Origin of the sequence: Mesorhizobium sp. M0587 (assembly GCF_040320945.1) — a bacterium.
In the GTDB taxonomy this organism is placed as follows: Bacteria; Pseudomonadota; Alphaproteobacteria; order Rhizobiales; family Rhizobiaceae; genus Mesorhizobium.
Genome location: NZ_JAMYQP010000041.1, coordinates 1 through 18,580 on the forward strand (window position 1 = coordinate 1; position 18,580 = coordinate 18,580).

At 62.5% G+C, this 18,580-nt stretch carries 15 protein-coding genes and 2 pseudogenes; 7 read left to right on the forward strand and 10 right to left on the reverse strand.

Translation table 11 applies throughout. The features are described from left to right. Positions 1-167 precede the first annotated feature (167 nt). Positions 168-1,544, reverse strand: a complete 1,377-nt coding sequence (locus tag NKI49_RS27505; protein WP_352605854.1) for an MFS transporter — start codon at positions 1,542-1,544, stop codon at positions 168-170. Positions 1,545-1,802: 258 nt separating this feature from the next. Then, positions 1,803-6,617, reverse strand: coding sequence for an NAD-glutamate dehydrogenase (locus NKI49_RS27510; protein ID WP_352605856.1), 4,815 nt, complete (start codon positions 6,615-6,617; stop codon positions 1,803-1,805). A gap of 137 nt (positions 6,618-6,754) precedes the next feature. Here NKI49_RS27510 and NKI49_RS27515 point away from each other — a divergent pair, with 137 nt between their 5' ends. Together NKI49_RS27515 and NKI49_RS27520 are read left to right on the forward strand one after the other, a co-directional pair. Then, positions 6,755-7,318 carry a peroxidase-related enzyme gene (locus tag NKI49_RS27515; RefSeq protein ID WP_352605858.1) on the forward strand — a complete coding sequence of 188 codons (564 nt, stop codon included), beginning with the start codon at positions 6,755-6,757 and terminating at the stop codon, positions 7,316-7,318. A 135-nt stretch (positions 7,319-7,453) separates the two neighbouring features. After that, complete coding sequence (locus NKI49_RS27520; RefSeq protein ID WP_352605860.1) at positions 7,454-7,777, forward strand: YciI family protein; 324 nt, start codon at positions 7,454-7,456, stop codon at positions 7,775-7,777. Positions 7,778-7,787: 10 nt separating this feature from the next. Here NKI49_RS27520 and NKI49_RS27525 read toward each other — a convergent pair. Then, positions 7,788-7,928, reverse strand: a pseudogene (locus tag NKI49_RS27525) (LysE family translocator); the annotation flags it as partial. Here NKI49_RS27525 and NKI49_RS27530 point away from each other — a divergent pair. Further along, positions 7,911-8,033: pseudogene (locus NKI49_RS27530) on the forward strand (peroxidase-related enzyme); the annotation flags it as partial. The pseudogenes NKI49_RS27525 and NKI49_RS27530 sit on opposite strands and share 18 nt — an antisense overlap. A gap of 6 nt (positions 8,034-8,039) precedes the next feature. Here the strand turns inward: NKI49_RS27530 and NKI49_RS27535 are convergent. The 3 genes from NKI49_RS27535 to NKI49_RS27545 form a co-directional block, all read right to left on the reverse strand. Then, the gene (locus NKI49_RS27535; RefSeq protein WP_352605862.1) at positions 8,040-8,684 is read right to left on the reverse strand and encodes a HepT-like ribonuclease domain-containing protein; all 645 of its coding nucleotides are present in this window, start codon (positions 8,682-8,684) and stop codon (positions 8,040-8,042) included. Next, a complete protein-coding gene (locus NKI49_RS27540; RefSeq protein ID WP_352605864.1) occupies positions 8,681-9,094 on the reverse strand; it encodes a RusA family crossover junction endodeoxyribonuclease in 414 nt (137 codons plus the stop codon). Before NKI49_RS27540 ends, NKI49_RS27535 begins: the two co-directional genes overlap by 4 nt. 89 nt (positions 9,095-9,183) lie before the next feature. Next, a complete protein-coding gene (locus tag NKI49_RS27545) occupies positions 9,184-9,795 on the reverse strand; it encodes a LysE family translocator (RefSeq protein WP_352605866.1) in 612 nt (203 codons plus the stop codon). Between the two features lie 286 nt (positions 9,796-10,081). On the opposite strand from NKI49_RS27545, the gene NKI49_RS27550 reads away from it, so the two are divergent. Then, on the forward strand, positions 10,082-10,963 hold the full coding sequence (locus tag NKI49_RS27550; protein WP_352695840.1) for a DUF3800 domain-containing protein: 882 nt from the start codon (positions 10,082-10,084) through the stop codon (positions 10,961-10,963). 224 nt (positions 10,964-11,187) lie between these two features. On the opposite strand, the gene typA is transcribed toward NKI49_RS27550, so the two are convergent. After that, positions 11,188-13,017: a translational GTPase TypA gene (gene typA / locus NKI49_RS27555; RefSeq protein WP_027025549.1), complete on the reverse strand. Its 1,830-nt coding sequence runs from the start codon at positions 13,015-13,017 to the stop codon at positions 11,188-11,190. Positions 13,018-13,215: 198 nt separating this feature from the next. Here typA and NKI49_RS27560 point away from each other — a divergent pair, with 198 nt between their 5' ends. Next, positions 13,216-13,497, forward strand: coding sequence for a hypothetical protein (locus NKI49_RS27560; RefSeq protein ID WP_352605871.1), 282 nt, complete (start codon positions 13,216-13,218; stop codon positions 13,495-13,497). Between the two features lie 72 nt (positions 13,498-13,569). Here the strand turns inward: NKI49_RS27560 and NKI49_RS27565 are convergent, their stop codons facing one another. Together NKI49_RS27565 and NKI49_RS27570 are read right to left on the reverse strand one after the other, a co-directional pair. Further along, positions 13,570-15,144: an alkaline phosphatase D family protein gene (locus NKI49_RS27565; RefSeq protein WP_352605873.1), complete on the reverse strand. Its 1,575-nt coding sequence runs from the start codon at positions 15,142-15,144 to the stop codon at positions 13,570-13,572. Positions 15,145-15,309: 165 nt separating this feature from the next. Beyond that, the gene (locus NKI49_RS27570; RefSeq protein ID WP_352605875.1) at positions 15,310-16,593 is read right to left on the reverse strand and encodes an MFS transporter; all 1,284 of its coding nucleotides are present in this window, start codon (positions 16,591-16,593) and stop codon (positions 15,310-15,312) included. Positions 16,594-16,667: 74 nt separating this feature from the next. Between NKI49_RS27570 and NKI49_RS27575 the strand changes: the two genes are divergently transcribed. Next, positions 16,668-17,285: a TetR/AcrR family transcriptional regulator gene (locus NKI49_RS27575; RefSeq protein ID WP_352605877.1), complete on the forward strand. Its 618-nt coding sequence runs from the start codon at positions 16,668-16,670 to the stop codon at positions 17,283-17,285. Between the two features lie 43 nt (positions 17,286-17,328). Further along, positions 17,329-17,922 carry a hypothetical protein gene (locus NKI49_RS27580; RefSeq protein WP_352605879.1) on the forward strand — a complete coding sequence of 198 codons (594 nt, stop codon included), beginning with the start codon at positions 17,329-17,331 and terminating at the stop codon, positions 17,920-17,922. Positions 17,923-18,008: 86 nt separating this feature from the next. Here NKI49_RS27580 and ppa read toward each other — a convergent pair whose 3' ends face one another. Further along, positions 18,009-18,542, reverse strand: coding sequence for an inorganic diphosphatase (gene ppa / locus NKI49_RS27585; protein WP_352605881.1), 534 nt, complete (start codon positions 18,540-18,542; stop codon positions 18,009-18,011). Between the last annotated feature and the right edge of the window lie 38 nt (positions 18,543-18,580).

Sequence of the window (18,580 nt, forward strand, 5' to 3'; positions counted from 1 at the left end):
ACCGCCATCACAACTTCCCCCCCACCCCCCCCACCCCCCCCCCGGGGGGGGCGGGGCCCCCCACCCCTCTTTCCCAACAAATGGCGGGGACCCGGGGGGGGCCCAGCGCCGTCCCCCACCCCGCTCCGCTTTGCGGATCGACCCTCCCCACAAGGGGGAGGGTAAAGTCACTCCACAGCCCGGTCCGCCGGATAGGGCGTCTTGGCCAGGATCGCCATGCCGATGCCGAGGAACAGGATGATCACCGCCATGCCGAGCCGCGCCGAACCGCTGAGCGCGGTGATGGTCGCCACCAGGAACGGCGCCAGGAAACTGGTCGCCCGCCCGGCCAGCGCATAGATCCCGAAGTAGCGGCCGGATTCCGCCGCGGTGACGCTGCGCGCCATGTAGGAGCGCGATGATGCCTGCACCGGCCCGAACGCCAGACCGATCAAAAGGCCGTAAAGGATGTAGGCCTTCTCGGCCGCGGTGCCGAACAGGCCGCCTGAATCGGTGGTCGAAAACTGTATGAGGCCGAGCAGCGTGAAGCCCGGACCGGTCGAGACGACACCGAGGGTGGCGACCGACAGCATGACCAGCGCAATCATCACCACCGCCTTGGAGCCGAGCCCGGTATCCAGCCGGGCCGCGATCCAGCAGCCGAAAATGGCGACGACATTGAGGATGATGCCGAACATGCCGATCTCGGTGATCGACCAGTGGAACATCGCCGCCGCAAACGTGCCGCCCAGCGCCAGCAAGGCATTGACGCCGTCCTGGTAGATCATGCGAGCGACGAGAAAGCGGAAAATGCCGCCGCGCTGGCGCACTTCCGCCAGTGTCGATTTCAATTCCCACAGGCCTTCGCGCACCGCCGGTCCGATCGGGATGCCCTTGATGGCATCCGGGGTGAAGAAGAACATCGGCAGGATGAACAGGAAATACCAGCCAGCCGACAGCGGCCCGGTGGCGCGCGCATCCTCGCCGAGCTTCGGGTCGAGCCCGAACAGCGGGTCGATGCCGATGATCGTCTTGCCGGTCTCCGGCGAGCCGGCGAGGCAAGCGACGACGAAGATCAGCGCGATCATGCCACCGAGATAGCCGAGGCCCCAGGCGACGTTGGAAATGCGGCCGATCTCGCTCTTCGGCACCAGCCGCGGCATCATGGAATCGTTGAACACGGTGGAGAATTCAGCCGCCACCGAGGCCAGCGAAAACAGCGCCACGATCAGGAACAGGTTGGAACCGGGCGCGGCGAACCAGAGCAGGACGAGGCTGGTGATCTTGATCGCGGCGAAGAAAGCGATCCACGGCTTGCGCGGCCCGGTCTGGTCGGCGATGGAGCCGAGGATCGGCGACAATACGGCAATGACCAGCCCGGCGGCGGCAATGCCGTAGCCCCAGGCGGCCTGGCCGGTAGTCGGATCGCTCGCCATGCGCGAAACGAAATACGGACCGAAGATGAAGGTGGTGACGACCGTGAAGAACGGCTGCGCCGCCCAGTCGAACAACATCCACCCCCAGATGCCGCGCCCGGACGCCCGCTGCACTGCTACCTCACCCATATCCCCTCCACTCGCCTTTTTTGGCGGTTTACGCCATGTCTGCATGTTTTCCGATGGTCATGCAAACGAACAAGCGTAGCGCCGCTGTTCATTGATTTGCCTGCCCACATTTCCGAGTGGACGGGAGCAAGGGCGCCTACCCTACCTCCCCCTCGTGGGGAGGTCGGACCGAAGGTCCGGGTAGGGGGCCGGCGCCGCCCCCACCCCGCTGCTTCGCAGCGACCCTCCCTACAAGGGGGAGGGTGAGGCCACGACGGCTCACATTCCCGTCAAGTCGCTCATCAGGCCGGACGCGACCGACAGCCGCGAGACGGTGATGTCGCCGCCTTCCGTGAGCGCCTGCAGCCGCTCGCGGATGCGGGCCACGCGCTCGCCGCCGGCTTCCAGCCAGGCCGCCACCGGATCCGCCGCCATGGCATGGCCGGTGAGTGCGGCCACCGCGATGCCGCGCCGGGCCGCGCCGATCATGTCGGTGGCGCGTGACAGGGCCAGTTGATCGTAATAATCCGGCGGCGTGATCGAGCGCGCCGCTTCCTCGACGCGCGGGATGCGGAACGCGTCGCTGACGGCGAAGAACGCCCTGGCCGCGGCGACGATGTCGGCGCCGGCCGTGCGCGCCGTCAGCGCGATGTCGGGGATGAGTTCCGCTACATCGGCGAGCGCCAGCTGCCCGGCCAAGCCTTCCGGCGCGCCGCTTTTGACCAGCCCATGCCGCTTTTCCTCGATTCGCTCGCGCGAGAACGCCGGCAGCAGCGAAATCAGCTTGGGCTCCAGCGCCTTGCGGGCGTCCTGCAACTCGGCGATCCGCTGGCCGAGCGGTGCGGTGCCGGCATCGTTCTTCAGATACCAGCCGCTGGTGATGTAGATCAGCCGGCTGACCGCCTGATAGAGATCGAGCTGGATCTGGCCGTCGATCTGGTTGTCGAGCGCGTCGATCTCGCGATAGAGCGCCGGCAGCGCAAAACCGTCGCGCACCACAGCGAAGGTGCGCACCACGTCGGCGACGGAGCGACCCGTGGCTTCCTGCAACCGGTTGACGAAGGACGGACCGCCGCGATTGACGAGATCGTTGGCGACGACACGGGCGATGATCTCGCGACGCAGCCGGTGGCCGTGGATCTCGGCGGCGTATTTCCTGGCCATCCGGTCCGGGAAATAGCCCATCAAGTCACGGTCGAAATGCGCCTCGTCCGGCACGTCGCTGGCGACGATGTCGGAAACCAGCACGATCTTGGCATAGGCGAGCAGCACGCCGAGCTCGGCCCGGGTCAGCGGCTCGCCGCGCGCCTCGCGCTCGGCCAGCGCTGCCGGCGACGGCAGCGTCTCGACGGCGCGGTCGAGCAGCCCGCGCGCCTCCAGCGCCGTCATGAACCGGGCCTGATGCGCGATGTCGGCGAGACCGCGCTTGCGGGCGATCGAAAGCGCCAGCGTCTGCTGATAGTTGTTGGAAAGGACAAGCGAGCCGACCTCGTCGGTCATCTCGGCCAGCAGCTTGTTGCGCGCCGGGCGCGTCAACGATCCCTTGCGCATGGCCGACGCCAGCGCGATCTTGATGTTGACCTCGACGTCGGAGCAGTTGACGCCGCCCGAATTGTCGATGGCGTCGGAATTGCAGCGGCCGCCATTCATGCCGAACTCGATGCGCGCCCGTTGCGTCACGCCGAGATTGGCGCCCTCGCCGATCACCTTGGCGCGCACGTCGAGCGCGGTGATGCGGATGGCATCGTTGGCGCGGTCGCCGGCATCGGCATTGGTCTCGGTCGATGCCCTGAGGTAAGTGCCGATGCCGCCGAACCACAGCAGGTCGACCGGCGCCTTGAGAATGGCGCTCATGATCTCGACCGGCGTGGCGGTCGTCTTGCCGAGGCCGATCGCCGCCGCCGATGCCGCCGGCAAGGTGATCGACTTCTGGTTGCGCGAAACGATCACGCCACCTTCCGACAGCTTGGTTTTGTCGTAGTCCTGCCAGCTCGAACGCGCGAGAGCGAACATGCGCTGGCGTTCGGCCATCGACGCCGCCATATCCGGATCGGGATCGATGAAGATGTCTCGATGGTCGAAGGCGGCGATCAGTCGCGTCTGCGGCGACAAAAGCATGCCATTGCCGAACACGTCGCCCGACATGTCGCCGACGCCGACGACCGAGAAGGGCGAGGTCTGGACATCGCGGTTCATCTCGCGGAAATGCCGCTTGACCGCTTCCCAGGCGCCCTTGGCGGTGATGCCCATCTTCTTGTGGTCGTAGCCGGCCGAGCCGCCGCTGGCGAAGGCGTCGTCGAGCCAGAAGCCATGCTTCTCGCTGATCGCGTTGGCGGTGTCGGAGAAGGTCGCCGTACCCTTGTCGGCGGCGACGACGAAATAGGGATCATCCTGGTCGCGGCGCACGACGCCGGCCGGCGGGATGACACCGTCGAGGCCGATATTGTCGGTGATCGACAGCAGGCTGGAGACGAAGTTCTTGTAGGCCGAAGTGCCGGCCTCGAAGATGGCGTCGCGGCCTGCGCTCATCGGCAGCTTCTTCGGATAGAAACCGCCCTTGGCGCCGACCGGCACGATGACGGCATTCTTCACCTGCTGCGCCTTGACGAGACCCAGCACCTCGGTGCGGTAGTCCTGGGCGCGGTCCGACCAGCGCAAGCCGCCGCGCGCAACCGGCCCGAAGCGCAGATGCAGGCCCTCGACCTCGGAACCATAGACGAAGATCTCCCGCCATGGCCGCGGCGCCGGCAATCCCTCGACCGCATGCGAATCGAGCTTGATGGCCAGCGACTGGCCCTTCGCTTTCGTATCGGCAACGAAATGATTGGTGCGCAGAGAGGCCTCGATCAAATTGAGATAGCGACGGATGATGGTGTCGTCGTCGATGTTCGGCACCTCATCCAATGCATCCCTGATCTTGGCCTTGAGGTGCTTTGCCGCCACCACGCCTTCAGTCTCCGCCGTCGGGCCAAGCCGGGCGATGAACAGCGCATGCAGGCCGCGCGCGATGTCGGGATAGCGGTTGAGCGCTGCGGCGATGAAATCCTGGCTCTGCGGAATGCCGACCTGCTGCAAATAGCGGCCATAGGCACGCAGGATGGTGATCTCGCCCGACCACAAGCCGGCGGTCTGGGCAAGGCCGTTATAGCCGTCATTGTCGATGTCGCCGCGCCAGACGGACAAGAACGCGTCTTCGAACAATGCGCCGCCATCGGTCAGGTCGATCGGCTTGCCGTAGCTGTTCTCCAGCTCCATGTCGTGGATGAAGACCTTGCCGGGCTGATCACTATTGATCATGCCTGGCTGGTCCTCGCCGACCTCGAAAGTGCGCTCGCTGATGACGCGGAAACCGATGTTTTCCAGCACTGGTACACGCCGCGACAGCGCCACCGGGCTGCCGTGGTGATAGATCTTCAGCGACGCCTGGTGCGGCTTCTGCTCGGCATGACGATAGTAATCGATGGCGATCGGATTGCTGGCACTGATCCTGGCGATGCGCCTGGCATCGGCCAACGCGACCGCCGCGCTGAACGAATCGCGATAGCTTTGCGGCAGCCGCGCGGCGATCGCCTTCAACGCCTGGTCGGCGCCACTGGCGTCCGCCGCATCGGAAAGCGCGTCCTCCCAGGTCCGCACGATGTCGCGGATCGCCGCCTCGATCGTCGCTTGCTCGACCTTTGGCGTCTTGCCGCCGGAGCGGCCAATGATGAAGTGCACGCGCGCCAGCCCGCCTTCGGGGAAGGCCGGGTAGTAGGCCGACAACCGGCCCTCGAACACGGTTTTCAGGTAGTTGCCGATCTTCTCGCGCACGACGCTGTCGTAGCGGTCGCGCGGCACGAAGACGAGGATCGAGACGAAGCGATCGAACTGGTCGGCGCGCACCAGTGCCCGCACGCGCGGCCGCTCGACCAATCCGAGAATGGCCGCGGCGTGCTTGCGCAGGATCGGCACCGGCACCTGGAACAGTTCGTCGCGCGGGTAGCTTTCCAGCACGTTGATCAGTGCCTTGCCGGAGTGGTCGTGGCGGTCGAAGCCGGATTTGGCGATGATGGTTTCGGCTTTCGACCTGAGATACGGGATCTTCATCACCGAGCGCGTGTAGGCGGTCGAGGTGAACAGGCCAACGATGCGCAGTTCGCCCGACAGCGCGCCTTTGGCGGTGTAGGTCTTGACGCCGACGTAATCGAGATAGATGCGGCGGTGCACGGAAGACTTGGCGTTGGCCTTGGTGACGATCAGCGGCTCCGGCCCATGCAGGAAGGCGCGGATTTCCGGCGTTGTCGTCACCGCTTCGGTGCCGCGCCGCAGCACCAGCACGTCGGGATCGGCCAGGATGCCGAGGCCGGGCTTCTCGGCTCGCTCCAGCGTGCCGCTCTCCTCGCCGCCGGTGTATTTGAATTCGCGCATGCCGAGAAAGGTGAAATTGTCGTCGCGCAGCCACTCCAGGAAGGCGATCGCTTCGGCCACGCTCTTCTTCTCGAGCGGTACGGCAGAATAGCGGAACTCCGAGATCGCCTGATCGAGGCGGGCGAGCATCGGCCTCCAGTCGTTGACGGCGGCGCGAACCTGGCCGAGCAGCTTGCGCAGCCGCCCGGTCAATGCGTCCGCGTGCTCGCTGGTCAGCCTGGGGATATGGACATGGATGACGCTCAGCCGGTCGTGGCTGCCGTCGTCCCTGGCGAAATTGCCGTCGCCGAGGATTTCCTCGACGCCGGCCTTGCCGTGGCGCACGGTGATGACCGGGTGCGTGACCAGGCTCGGCTCGCCAGCGCTCTCGGTGACCTCGCCGAGAATGGAATCGAACAGGAACGGCATGTTGTCGTTGACCACGGTGATGGTCGTCACCGGACGGCCCTGGCGCACAACGCCTGGATCGGCCTCGACGGCGACGATGCACTCGCCCTTCTTGTGCCTTGCGACCGCACGGCCGGCGTGATCGGCGGCGCGCTCAAGGTCGGCCACTTCATAGGCGGCGATGTCTTCCGCCGGCGCGCGGGCGAGCAGATAATCGGCAAGCCTGGCTGGCCTTTCCTCCGCCTTGGCCGCCGCTATGGATTTTTTCTTCGGCTTGCTTGCGGATTTCACGCTGGCCATGACGCTTCTTCCCTCCCGTCGAATGCTTTTATGACTATGCTAGCAGATGACCGCTGTTTAGCGACAAAGGTTTGACGGCTTGCCAAGAATTATCGGAATTCGGCGACAAGGCGCCGCCCTACGAGGAGAATGGCCCCATGACCGGCAAAATCACCGCGCTTGAACTCACAGCCGTGGAACTGAGCGAACCGACAAAGGCCTATTTCGCCAAATGCGAGGAGAAGCTCGGCCTCGTCCCCAACGTGCTCAGGGCCTATGCCTTCGACGACAAGAAGCTGCGCGCCTTCACCGACATGTACAACGACCTGATGCTGGGTGATTCCGGCCTATCGAAGCTGGAGCGCGAGATGATCGCGGTCGCCGTCTCCTCGATCAACCACTGCTACTACTGCCTGACCGCGCATGGCGCGGCCGTGCGCCAGCTGTCCGGCGATCCGGCGCTCGGCGAGATGATGGTGATGAATTTCCGTGCCGCCGATCTTTCGCCCAGACAGACCGCGATGCTGGAATTCGCCGTCAAGCTGACCGAAGAACCGGCCAAGATCGTCGAGGCCGACCGGGCGGCGCTGCGCAAGGCCGGCTTCACCGATCGCGACATCTGGGACATCGCCTCGACCGCCGCCTTCTTCAACATGTCGAACCGGGTGGCGGCCGCGGTCGACATGCGGCCGAACGACGAATACCACGCCATGGCCCGGTGAGCCCGGCGCCTGGAACCCAACCGCGCCTTATATTAGTCGTTTCGCATTCTCGTTGCTTGTTTGCCGGTTTGGGCCGATGATCGCAAGGCGGCATGACCGCATGCCGGTTCGATGCCGCTCACCAGGGAGGAGAACATGGCGAAATTTCTCTACGTTTATCACGGTTCGGGCAAGATGCCGACCGAGGAGGCCGAACGCAAGGCGGCAATGGACGCCTGGACCGGCTGGTACGACAAGCTCGGCGCGGCCGTGGTCGATGGCGGCAATCCGGTCGGCATGTCCAAGACGGTGTTGCCTGGCGGCACGATCGAGAACAATGGCGGCAGCAATCCGACGGCCGGCTACACGATCGTCGAAGCCAGGGATATCGACGATGCCGTCGCCAAGGCCAGGGACTGCCCGATCCTGACGGATCCAGCCTTCAGCGTCGAAGTTGCACCGATCATCGAGATGATGTGACGGCAACCGTTCAGGATCGCGCCGCGATGGCCGCAGCAGCACCAGCCATCGTCGTCGCGCTGATGCGGTTGGCGATCCTCATGGCGCGCTTGCTCTTCAGGAGCTTGCGCGCCTGAGAGGCGGCGAGCACCCAGGCGAGATCGATGGCGACATCTGGGACATCGCCTCGACCACGGCCTTCTTCAACATGTCGAACTGGGTGGCGACCGCAGTCGACATGCGGCCGAATGACGAATATCACGCCATGGCGCGATAGCGATCATCAGAATGGATGACTGGCTATTGTCATCAAATTTTGAAGAATCTTCAGAAATTCGTCCGCCTCCTGGGATGTAACCCCAACATCGAGCTCGCCATGAATGAATCGATTACGAAAACTCGCTAACGACCGCAGGCGCTGCGCCTCGCTGTGTGTGAGAATTCCTTGATTGGCCATAATTTCGATAAGACGTCCAGGAGTTTGCGGCCGGCCAAATCGATCTGCGAGAATTCTACGAGCGATTGCTTCAAAGATTGCCCACGACAATAGAAAGCCTGCAGAGATGTGATTTTCGGCGACAAGGGTCTGCGCCTGAGCTAGAGCATCTTCGATGTCATTGATTGATTGTGCCCGAAGTGGCTCCTCAATGTCCGACTTGGAAGCCCAATAGATCCGAAACTTCCAGCCTTTTTGACCATCAAACAGCCTAGCGATATCGTCCAGCTTTCGACTTTCTGGGGCAGCCTTCGATACGACTTCGATGGCTAAGTTACCGTCCTCCCTCAACGCAATTAAATCGGGGAGATATGAGCCGAGAAAGGGAGGGACTACCGGACGCCGGGGTTCTCTGATGACCTGATAGCCATCGGCTTCCAACTCGGGTAGCAAACTCTCCAAAACGGTCTGCTCAAGAATGTCCGGCTTCATTGTAGCTCCTCATGCGGATCATTCGAAATGCGAATATACAGGGCGGGTTTGGCACCTTCAAAGGCATGCACGAATGTAGCAGAAGGGCTGCCAAAACTGAACAGGTGGTCCGGTTCAAACTTCTGAACTACGACGCGCTCAACCTGTGAATCGTCGAGGTAGATGTGAGGGCAGCACGCGTCGAGAACAAGCTTAACAATGTTGTCTATATCGCCCTGCATGGGCTCCGGCGGAAAATAAAACAGTGTCACAGCGATCCGATCGACACTAGCAAAATGCGTATCTGGAAGCGCTGAGTGGCTCGAATTGCGGACCTCGTCTTTCCACTGCTCCCGGGATTCAGGGCGTTTTGCTTGGTGAGATACAGGCGTTCCATAAACAACGAATTCGACCGGAAACACGATCTCCATCTTCTGCCCTAATATTTCCTACATCTAAAGTGAATTACCACATGTAGAGCAAGGGGAATACAGTTGACTTCTAAGTCACTTCTCGGCGTTTACCGCGCCGCGATTGCCGCCGCAGCGCCGGCCATCGTCGTCGCGCTGATGCGGTTGGCGATCCTCATGGCGCGCTTGCTCTTCAGGAGCTTGCGCGCCTGCGAGGCAGCGAGCACCCAGGCAAGATCGATGGCGACCAGCACCAAGGCCATGGTGGCGGTCAGCTCGAGCCAGCCGACAATGCTGACCGAAGCGAGATCGACGATGGTCGGCAGCAGCGCCAGATAGAACATCATGATCTTGGGGTTGCCGAGCGTCACCGCCATGCCGGCGAAGAACAGTCTGACGGCCGAATCCTCGCGCGGCATCTCGCCCTCTTTCGCGTCGACCGGCGCCGTCCACATTTTCCAGGCAAGCCAGGCGAGGTAAGCGACGCCGACCCACTTCACCACGACAAAGGCAAAGTGAAAGGTCTGCGCCACAACCGCCAGCCCGAACACCGCCAGCGACAGCCAGATGCCCTCGCCGACCCACATAGCGAGGAGGAACGGGAACACGTCGCGAAAACCTTTCGCGATGACGCGGGCGACGAGTGCCGCAATCGACGGGCCGGGCGAGCCGGCGGCGACGAACAAGGCGGCGGCGAAGATCAGCAGCGAGGTCAGGTGCATGGTGAGTATCTCTGTTGAGACATCGATAGGCTTACACTAGCCGACAGCTACAGCGCTGGCAAAGGCAGGACAATCGCCCGCGTCGGCGCTCAGGGCAACGAAACCCAGGTTAACGGGCTCTTCCGGAGCGTTCGCCCAGCGTTGGTTGAGAAGCATCAACGAAAAACCCGCCTGTGCGGCGGGTCATTGGCGCAAATCTGCACCATGAGTAAATATCTACCATAGCTGCACTCACCTGTCAAGAAAAAATTCCCAATATTGTACTTCGCGTACCCAAGGTGCTACGATGCCTGACGCATTGATGCATCCAAACGCGATTGGTGTTCTGCGTTATGTCAGCGGACTGCCAACTGGGCGGCGCGAGCGGAGAAGGTTTTTGGCGCTCCAGGTCGGCATGGACGACAGCCGCTCGGATGGGCGAGTGCTAATTCTATCTGGTTTCGTGGCAGAAGCCGTCGACTGGGCGCAGTTTTCAAACAAGTGGCAAGAACGTCTAGACACCATTGGGTGGCCCCGCTTCAAGATGTCAGAAGTCAATCGACGGTTTAACGAGCCGGAAGCTTTCCGACATGCCGAAGCATTCTACAGAATCCTGGAGCCGTTCCCGAAAGCGTTCTTCTCTATTGGAATTGACGAAAAACTGGTGGAAGAGGCTTTCGAAAGCTGTCGATTGCCAAAGGCATATAGTAATCCTTATTTTCTTGCCTATTGGTTATTCTTAGGCTACTTCGGTCAAAGTATTCATGTCACCAGGGTCAGCGAACCGGTTGAAGTTATCTTCGACAAACAGAACGCTTTGGAAAGCTTGCCGCAGAACCATTGGGAAGAGTATGTCGCCTCTGTTGGTGACAGGACATTTAGTATCTTGAATAAAAGACCGCGCTTTGAGAAAGATGAAGATTTTCTCCCTCTTCAGGCAGCCGATCTAGCGAGTTGGTTTGTAAGGAAATACTGGCATGAAAAAGGGAACCTTCGACATCCAATGAGCAACCCATTTCCTTGGAAATTAAAAGGAACGTTTTATGGGCTGACGGCCACACCAGACAAAAGTGAGATTTCTCGAAAACTTCAAAAAATCAGAGAACAATTTATCGAGAGATATGGAATATCGGAAGATGATGCCGAAGGCTACGACTTCAGTCATCTTTCGACAAAATTGTTGAGATAGCCTTCTCAAACTGCTTTCCACTTTCGTCTGCAGAAGCGGCTGCTGGTCGTCGACCGGACGCGGCGAAGGCCTTGCGCAAGCCGGCCCGGGATGGAGCGACGATCCGCATCGATCTGGCCGGCGAACCGGATCGGCGGGCCATCATCTCGGCTGCCGGCGGATGAATGAGAAAGGGGCGGAGCACTGGTGTACTCCGCCCCTCCTGACCGTTGGAAATCGAAAGATTACGCCGCGCCGACGACCTTGGACGATTTCTCGAAGCGCTTGCGCTCGTTGGGGTCCAGATAAAGCTTGCGCAGGCGGATCGTCTTCGGCGTCACTTCGACCAGCTCGTCGTCCTGGATCCAGGCCAGCGCGCGTTCCAGTGTCATGCGGATCGGCGGGGTGAGCTTGACCGCCTCGTCCTTGCCCGCGGCGCGGATGTTGGTCAGCTTCTTGCCTTTCAGCACGTTCACTTCGAGGTCGTTGTCTCTGCTGTGGATGCCGATGATCATGCCCTGATAGACCTTGACGCCGGGGTCGATGACCATCGGGCCGCGGTCTTCCAGGTTCCACATGGCATAGGCCACCGACTCGCCCTGCTCGTTCGAGATCAGGACGCCATTGGTGCGGCCGGGCAATTCGCCCTTGTAGGGCTCATAGGCGTGGAACAGCCGGTTCATCACGGCGGTGCCGCGCGTGTCGGTCAACAGTTCCGACTGGTAGCCGATCAGGCCGCGCGTCGGCGCGTGGAAGACGATGCGCTGGCGGTTGCCGCCGGACGGGCGCAGCTCGACCATCTCGGCCTTGCGCTCGGACATCTTCTGCACGACGACGCCGGCATGCTCCTCGTCGACGTCGATGACGACTTCCTCGACGGGCTCCAAAAGTTCGCCGTTTTCGCCCTTCTGCATGACGACGCGCGGACGCGACACGGCAATTTCGAAGCCTTCGCGGCGCATCGTCTCGATCAGCACGGCCAGCTGCAATTCACCGCGGCCGGAGACGAAGAACGAGTCCTTGTCGGGCGATTCCTCGATCTTCAGCGCGACATTGCCTTCGGCCTCGCGCAGCAGTCGGTCGCGGATGACGCGGCTGGTCACCTTGTCGCCTTCGGTACCGGCGAGCGGGCTGTCGTTGACGAGGAACGACATGGTCACGGTCGGCGGATCGATCGGCTGCGCATGCAGCGCCTCGGTCACCGCCAGGTCGCAGAACGTGTCGGCGACGGTGCCCTTCGACAGGCCGGCGATGGCGACGATGTCGCCCGCCTGCGCTTCTTCGATCGGCTGGCGCTCAAGGCCGCGGAAGGCGAGGATCTTGGAGATGCGGCCGGTTTCGATCTGCGTGCCGTCATTGTGCAGCACCTTGACCGCCTGGTTCGACTTCAGCGTACCGCTCTCGATACGGCCGGTTATGATGCGGCCGAGGAACGGGTTGGCTTCCAGGATGGTGCCGATCATGCGGAACGGGCCGGGATGCACGGTCGGCGCCGGCACATGCTTGATGACGAGATCGAACAGCGGTGCCAGCTGCTGGTCCTTCGGACCTTCGGGATTTTCGGAAACCCAGCCATCGCGGCCCGAACCGTAGAGGATCGGAAAATCGAGCTGTTCGTCGGTGGCGTCGAGCGCCGCGAAGAGGTCGAACACCTCGTTGACCACCTCGACATGGCGAGCGTCCGGCCGGTCGATCTTGTTGATGACGACGATCGGCTTGAGGCCGACCTTGAGTGCCTTGCCGACGACGAACTTGGTCTGCGGCATCGGCCCTTCGGCGGCGTCGACCAGCACGATGGCCGAATCCACCATCGACAGGATGCGTTCGACTTCGCCGCCGAAATCGGCGTGGCCGGGCGTGTCGACGATGTTGATGCGGGTGTCCTTCCAGTCGACCGAGGTCGCCTTGGCCAGGATGGTGATGCCGCGTTCCTTTTCGAGGTCGTTGGAATCCATGGCGCGCTCGGCGACGCGCTGGTTGTCGCGGAAGGAGCCGGACTGCTTCAAAAGCTGATCGACCAGGGTGGTCTTTCCATGGTCGACGTGCGCGATGATCGCGATATTACGGAGTTTCATGTTCTGGTCTCGGGAGCGTTGCAGGCAGCAAGCCAAATGGCGCCGCCTCTTTCGGTTGCGCGGCTCATACAGGGTTTTTCGCAATTGCGAAAGGGGAAGCGGAATACCAAATACTCATCAAATCTTAAGCATCCTCGTGCGAGATGATTTTGTTAACCAAGGTGGGAACCTTTTTTGGCCCCGGGCAGTTCGAACGTCATGACCGATCCAGTCACCAGATTGCAGCATATTCTCGCATGGGCCGCGCTTGCAGTGCTGCTTGCCGCCGGTGCGGCGCAATCGGCTGCGGCCCTGAAGGAAGCAAACCCGGCGTTGCCGCCGGAACCGCGAACGGCACAGCAGATGTTCGCCGACGCGCCCGACGGCGTCGATCCCATCGTTACCGGCCCCGTCAGCGCCGCCTTCAAGCAGCGGCAGAGGGACGCCGGCTGCGACAGCGCGGTGTGGCCGAAGATTCCGGCCGCCTGCTATCCGGACTGACTGCCGCCGGCGGGCGGTGATCGCCGTTCCGCCGTGATCCTTCGCCGCAGCGTTTCGACCGAAGCCAAATTCTTACGCCGAGCGCACAGGATCCAGCGTCACCTTGTAGAGCTCGTTGTCGTCGCGATCCATCAGCCGCACGGTCAGTTGCTCGCTGGCGCCGCTAATATCGACCAGACCGAAGAATTGCAGCCCGGCCGATGGCGGCAGGTTCTGTCCCTGCTCGGCGGTCGGCGCCTTGATGAATTTCAGCTCCGGACCAAACGTCATGTCGAAATCGTTCGGACCGAACGTGCCGGCATGGATCGGGCCCGAGACGAATTCCCAGAACGGATTGAAGTCCTGGAACTGCGCCTTGTCGGGATTGTAGTAGTGCGCGGCGGTGTAATGCACGTCAGCCGTCAGCCACACGGTGTTGGCGATGCCGACGTTCTTGATGTAGCGAAGCAGGTCGGCGATTTCAAGCTCGCGCCCCTTTGGCAGGCCGTTGTCGCCATTGCTGACGGCTTCCGCACCTGATTTCTTAGCAGCGTCGTCCCAGACGACGAGACCCAGCGGCATGTCGGCGGCGATGATCTTCCAGGTCGCCTTGGAGTTCGCCAGCTCGCGCTTCAGCCATTTCGTCTGCTGCTCGCCCAGCATGCGCGATTGCGGTGTCATCTCGTCCTGCATGTCGGGGCCGTTGGGGCCGCGATAGGAACGCATGTCGAGGAAGAACACATCGAGCAGCGGTCCGTAGGCAATTTTGCGATAGACCCGGCCCGGCTCCGACGGCTCGTAGCGGATCGTCGTCATCTCATGGAAGGCGCGCGCCGCACGCGCCGCCAGCACATGGATGGATTTCTCCGTATAGCGGTTGTCGGCGCTCAGGTCCTTCGAATCCGACCAGTTGTTCAGCACCTCGTGGTCGTCCCACTGGTAGAAGGTCGGGCAGATGGCGCTGAGCCCCAGCACGTGCCTGTCCATCATGTTGTATTTCCACTGGTCCCGATATTCGTCCAGCGTCTCGGCGACCTTGCGCTTGCCGTCGATCAGCACGACATTTTTCCACTTGCCGCCGCCGGCCAGGTCGACCTCCTCCTTCATGGCGCCGTCGGCATAGATGGTGTCGCCCGAATGCAGGAAGAAATCGGGCGTGTGCTTGCCGATCGTGGCGTAGGTTTTCATGCCGGTCTCGTCGATGCCCCAGCCCTGACCCGCGGTATCGCCCGACCAGGCGAATCTGATGTCGCGCTTGGAAGCGGGCGCGGTGCGGAAACGGCCGACGATCGGCTCCGAGACGACGTTGATGTCGGCGAGGTCGGCCGCTGTCATTCGATAAAAAATGTCCTGATCGGAGGCGAGATCGGTGAGCAGCCGCTTCACCGTGTGGTCGCTGGCCGGCGACGTGTCGAGCGGCGCGAGCCTGGTGGCGTCGGTGAAATTTTCCGTCGACGACACTTCGTACATGACGCGCGACGGGCGATCCGTGCGCGTCCACACCATGCCGCTGGTGGCATCGACATCGCCGGACTGGACGCCATGGGTGAAAGCCGGGCGCTGGTTGGCGCGCGAATAATAGGGCAGCGCCAGGCTCGAAACGCCGACCAGGCCAGCGGCGCTGGCGGAAGTGACGAAAGCGCGGCGGGTCATCGAGAGCTTGTTCATGGCTGTCTCCTGGATGGCGTTGAACGTTGCCATCAAGGTCCAGCGTCAATGTTTCAGGCGCATCTCGAAATCGTGAAGGTTTGATAACAGTGAACAGGCAAGCCGCCGGTCTCCCCCAGAGGGCAGAGATCGGCAGCATTGCCTACGGCGCCGCAATAACGGCGATTACGCCGCCTGCGGCTCCGGATCAAAGGCTGGCCGGCTGGTGTTGATCAGCAGCGAAATACACGCCGCGGCAATCGCCGTCATGCCGGCGATGAGGAAGGCCAGCTCGTAATTGCCTTGCAGTTCGCGCATGGTGCCGCCGAAAGCAGCAGCGGTCGCAGCACCGACCTGGTGGCCGGCAACGATCCAGCCGAACACGATCGGGCCGCTGCGGTCGCCGAAGGCTTCGTTGGCGAGCCTGAGCGTCGGCGGCACGGTGGCGATCCAGTCGAGGCCGTAGAGCACGGCAAAGATGATCAGGCTGGTCGCCGAGAAGCCGGAATAAGGAAGATAGATCAGCGACAGACCACGGATGCCGTAGTAGACGCCGAGCAGCTTGCGCGGATCGAAGCGATCGGTGAGCCAGCCCGACAGCGTCGTGCCGATCAGGTCGAAGATGCCCATCATCGACAGCAGGCCGGCGGCCTGCACCTCGCCAATGCCCATGTCGCCGCAGAAGGCGATCAGATGTGTGCCGACAAGCCCGTTGGTGGTGAAGCCGCAGACGAAGAAGGTGGCGAACAGGTACCAGAACACCCGCGTGCCGGCGGCGCGGCGCAGCGTCGAGAGCGTATGGGCGAGGAAATTGCCTTGCGATGCCGGCGAGGTCGGCGGCACGTCATCCGCCTCGGCGCCATAACGCACCATGCCGATCGACGCCGGCCGCTCCGGCACCAGCAGCCAGACCAGCGGCAGAAGGCAGGCGGTGGCAATGGAAATGGCTATGGCGACCGGCTTCCAGCCGCCCGACTGGGCGAGCGCGGCAAGCAGCGGCAGAAACACCAGCAGGCCGGTGGCGCTGGAGGCCGACATCAAGCCCATCACCAGGCCGCGATTGGTCTTGAACCAGCGATTGACGATGGTGGCGCCGAGCACCGTGGCGACCGCGCCTGAACCGATGCCGGAAAACACGCCCCAGGTGATCAGCAGATGCCACGGCTTGGTCATCAACAGGCTGAGCGCCGTCGAGCCCGACATCACCGCCAGCGAGGCAAGCAGCGTGCGGCGCAGCCCGATCCGCTCCATCAACGCCGCCGCGAACGGCCCGGTCAGACCGTAGAGGAAGATGCCGACGGCGGCAGCCAGGGAAACGACGTCGCGCCGCCAGCCGAAGCTGTTTTCCAACGGCAACATCATGACGGACGGCGCGGAACGCATCCCGGCCGCGATCAGCAGGCAGAGGAAGATGACGCCAACCACGACGAAAGCGTAGCGCTGGCCAAATGGACGGGATTGAGTTATCATGTTACTGACCGGTACGTTGCAAGATGGGAGCATGTATACGTACCGATCGGTAACATTGTCAATCGAGACTCGCCATGCGAACGGACAAAAATATTGAACTGACCATCAGCGACGGACATGCACCGGCTCCGCCGAAGGCTGCCAAGAAGATCCTCGATGTGGCATACGACCTGTTCTACCGGCGAGGCATCAGGGCGATCGGCGTCGACGAGATCGTCAAACGCGCCGGCGTCACCAAGCCGAGCCTCTACCGCAGCTTTCCTTCCAAGGACGAACTGGCCGCTTCCTACCTCAGGCAATACGATCTCGAGTTCTGGGAGCGCTTCGACGAGGCGGTGAACGCCCATCCCGGCGATCCGCGCGCGCAGATCCGCGCCTTCCTGACGCGGGTCGGCAAGCGCACGCAGCGCCCGGATTACCGCGGCTGCGGCATGACCAACGCGGCGGTGGAGTACCCCGAGCGCGGTCATCCGGCGCGCCTCGTCAGCGAGGCCAACAAGCAGGAACTGCGCCGCCGGCTGCGCGCCATGGCAGCAGCGATGGGCGCGCAAGACGCCGACACGCTGGGCGATGGGCTGCTGCTCCTGATCGAGGGTGCCTATATCAGCGGCCAGTTGTTCGGCCTCGGCGGCCCGGCGCATACGGTTGCCCGCAACGCCGACCTGCTGATCGAAGCGAGCTTGAAGAAATAGCGACAGGCGCTACGCTGGGTCCCCTGCAACGGAGACGTCCGCGATGCGCAGCCTGCTGATCCCGCTCATCCTCGCCGGCGCCTGCCAGGCGGCACATGCCGGCGACATATCGAGCGCCTACACCGAGCTCGACTGGAAGAAGGACTGCGTGACCTACGCTCAGGCGGAACAGGGCGACGGCGATTGGTCCGATCTCGCCTGTTCGGGCTATCGTGGCTATCCCGTGCTGGTCGCCTATGACGACGCCCGCGAATCGCTATTCTACGGTTTTCCGCCCGGCGGCGACATGGTGTCGGTCTGGGAGAGCTTTTCCGGCTTCAATTCGTCAGGTGCCAAGATCGAATGGCGCATCGAGACCAATGGCGACAAGGCCGTACCTTTTGCCGCCATCCATCGCCGCACGGTCAGCAATCCCGAGGATGAGAAAAAGCCGACCGAGGTGCTGCTCGTCGCCAAGGTCGGCCAGATGGATACGCGCGACGGCTGCACCGTCGGCCTTGTCCTGGCCACCGGCAACCCCGCCGCCAACGACCAGGCGCGCAAACTCGCCGATGACAAGGCCCGAACCTTCGCCTGCGGCAAGGACAGGCACACCGTCATCGGCAATGTGCCGGCTTTCGGCCGGGTGGATAATTAGGCACATCGGGGATTAGCCGCCGCGCCAGCAACTTCGTCATCCTTGGGCGGAGCGAGGTTCGTAGTCTGCGGAGCGCAAGCAGTCGGTTATTTGCTCGCCTTCGCCCGCTCGATCGCGTCGACGATCATCTTCTTGGCGTATTTGGAATCGTGCCAGCCTTCGATCTTGACCCATTTGCCGGGTTCGAGGTCCTTGTAGTGCTCGAAGAAGTGCTGCACCTGCTGGCGCGTGATGTCGGGCAGATGGGTGTATTCGGTGACGTTCTCGTAGCGCAGCGTCAATTTGGGCGACGGGACCGCGATGACCTTCTCGTCCTGGCCGGCATTGTCTTCCATGATCAGCACGCCGATCGGCCTGACATTGATGACGCAGCCCGGCACCAGCGCGCGCGTGTTGCAGATCAACACGTCGATCGGATCGCCGTCGCCCGACAGCGTGTGCGGCACGAAGCCGTAATTGCCGGGGTAGCGCATCGAGGTGTGCAGGAACCGGTCGACGAACAGCGTGCCGGCCTCCTTGTCCATCTCGTACTTGATCGGCTCGCCGCCGATCGGCACCTCGATGATGACGTTGATGTCCTCAGGCGGATTCTTTCCGATGGCGATGGCTTCGATGCGCATGGCTTGTCCCTCTCTCGATTTCCCAGATCGATAGCGGG

Bases quoted from the DNA above. Each gene is read 5' to 3' on its own strand.
- NKI49_RS27505 (WP_352605854.1), bottom strand. From the start codon at position 1,544: ATGGGTGAGGTAGCAGTGCAGCGGGCGTCCGGGCGCGGCATCTGGGGG.
- NKI49_RS27510 (WP_352605856.1), bottom strand. From the start codon at position 6,617: ATGGCCAGCGTGAAATCCGCAAGCAAGCCGAAGAAAAAATCCATAGCG.
- NKI49_RS27515 (WP_352605858.1), top strand. From the start codon at position 6,755: ATGACCGGCAAAATCACCGCGCTTGAACTCACAGCCGTGGAACTGAGC.
- NKI49_RS27520 (WP_352605860.1), top strand. From the start codon at position 7,454: ATGGCGAAATTTCTCTACGTTTATCACGGTTCGGGCAAGATGCCGACC.
- NKI49_RS27535 (WP_352605862.1), bottom strand. From the start codon at position 8,684: ATGAAGCCGGACATTCTTGAGCAGACCGTTTTGGAGAGTTTGCTACCC.
- NKI49_RS27540 (WP_352605864.1), bottom strand. From the start codon at position 9,094: ATGGAGATCGTGTTTCCGGTCGAATTCGTTGTTTATGGAACGCCTGTA.
- NKI49_RS27545 (WP_352605866.1), bottom strand. From the start codon at position 9,795: ATGCACCTGACCTCGCTGCTGATCTTCGCCGCCGCCTTGTTCGTCGCC.
- NKI49_RS27550 (WP_352695840.1), top strand. From the start codon at position 10,082: ATGCCTGACGCATTGATGCATCCAAACGCGATTGGTGTTCTGCGTTAT.
- typA (WP_027025549.1), bottom strand. From the start codon at position 13,017: ATGAAACTCCGTAATATCGCGATCATCGCGCACGTCGACCATGGAAAG.
- NKI49_RS27560 (WP_352605871.1), top strand. From the start codon at position 13,216: ATGACCGATCCAGTCACCAGATTGCAGCATATTCTCGCATGGGCCGCG.
- NKI49_RS27565 (WP_352605873.1), bottom strand. From the start codon at position 15,144: ATGAACAAGCTCTCGATGACCCGCCGCGCTTTCGTCACTTCCGCCAGC.
- NKI49_RS27570 (WP_352605875.1), bottom strand. From the start codon at position 16,593: ATGATAACTCAATCCCGTCCATTTGGCCAGCGCTACGCTTTCGTCGTG.
- NKI49_RS27575 (WP_352605877.1), top strand. From the start codon at position 16,668: ATGCGAACGGACAAAAATATTGAACTGACCATCAGCGACGGACATGCA.
- NKI49_RS27580 (WP_352605879.1), top strand. From the start codon at position 17,329: ATGCGCAGCCTGCTGATCCCGCTCATCCTCGCCGGCGCCTGCCAGGCG.
- ppa (WP_352605881.1), bottom strand. From the start codon at position 18,542: ATGCGCATCGAAGCCATCGCCATCGGAAAGAATCCGCCTGAGGACATC.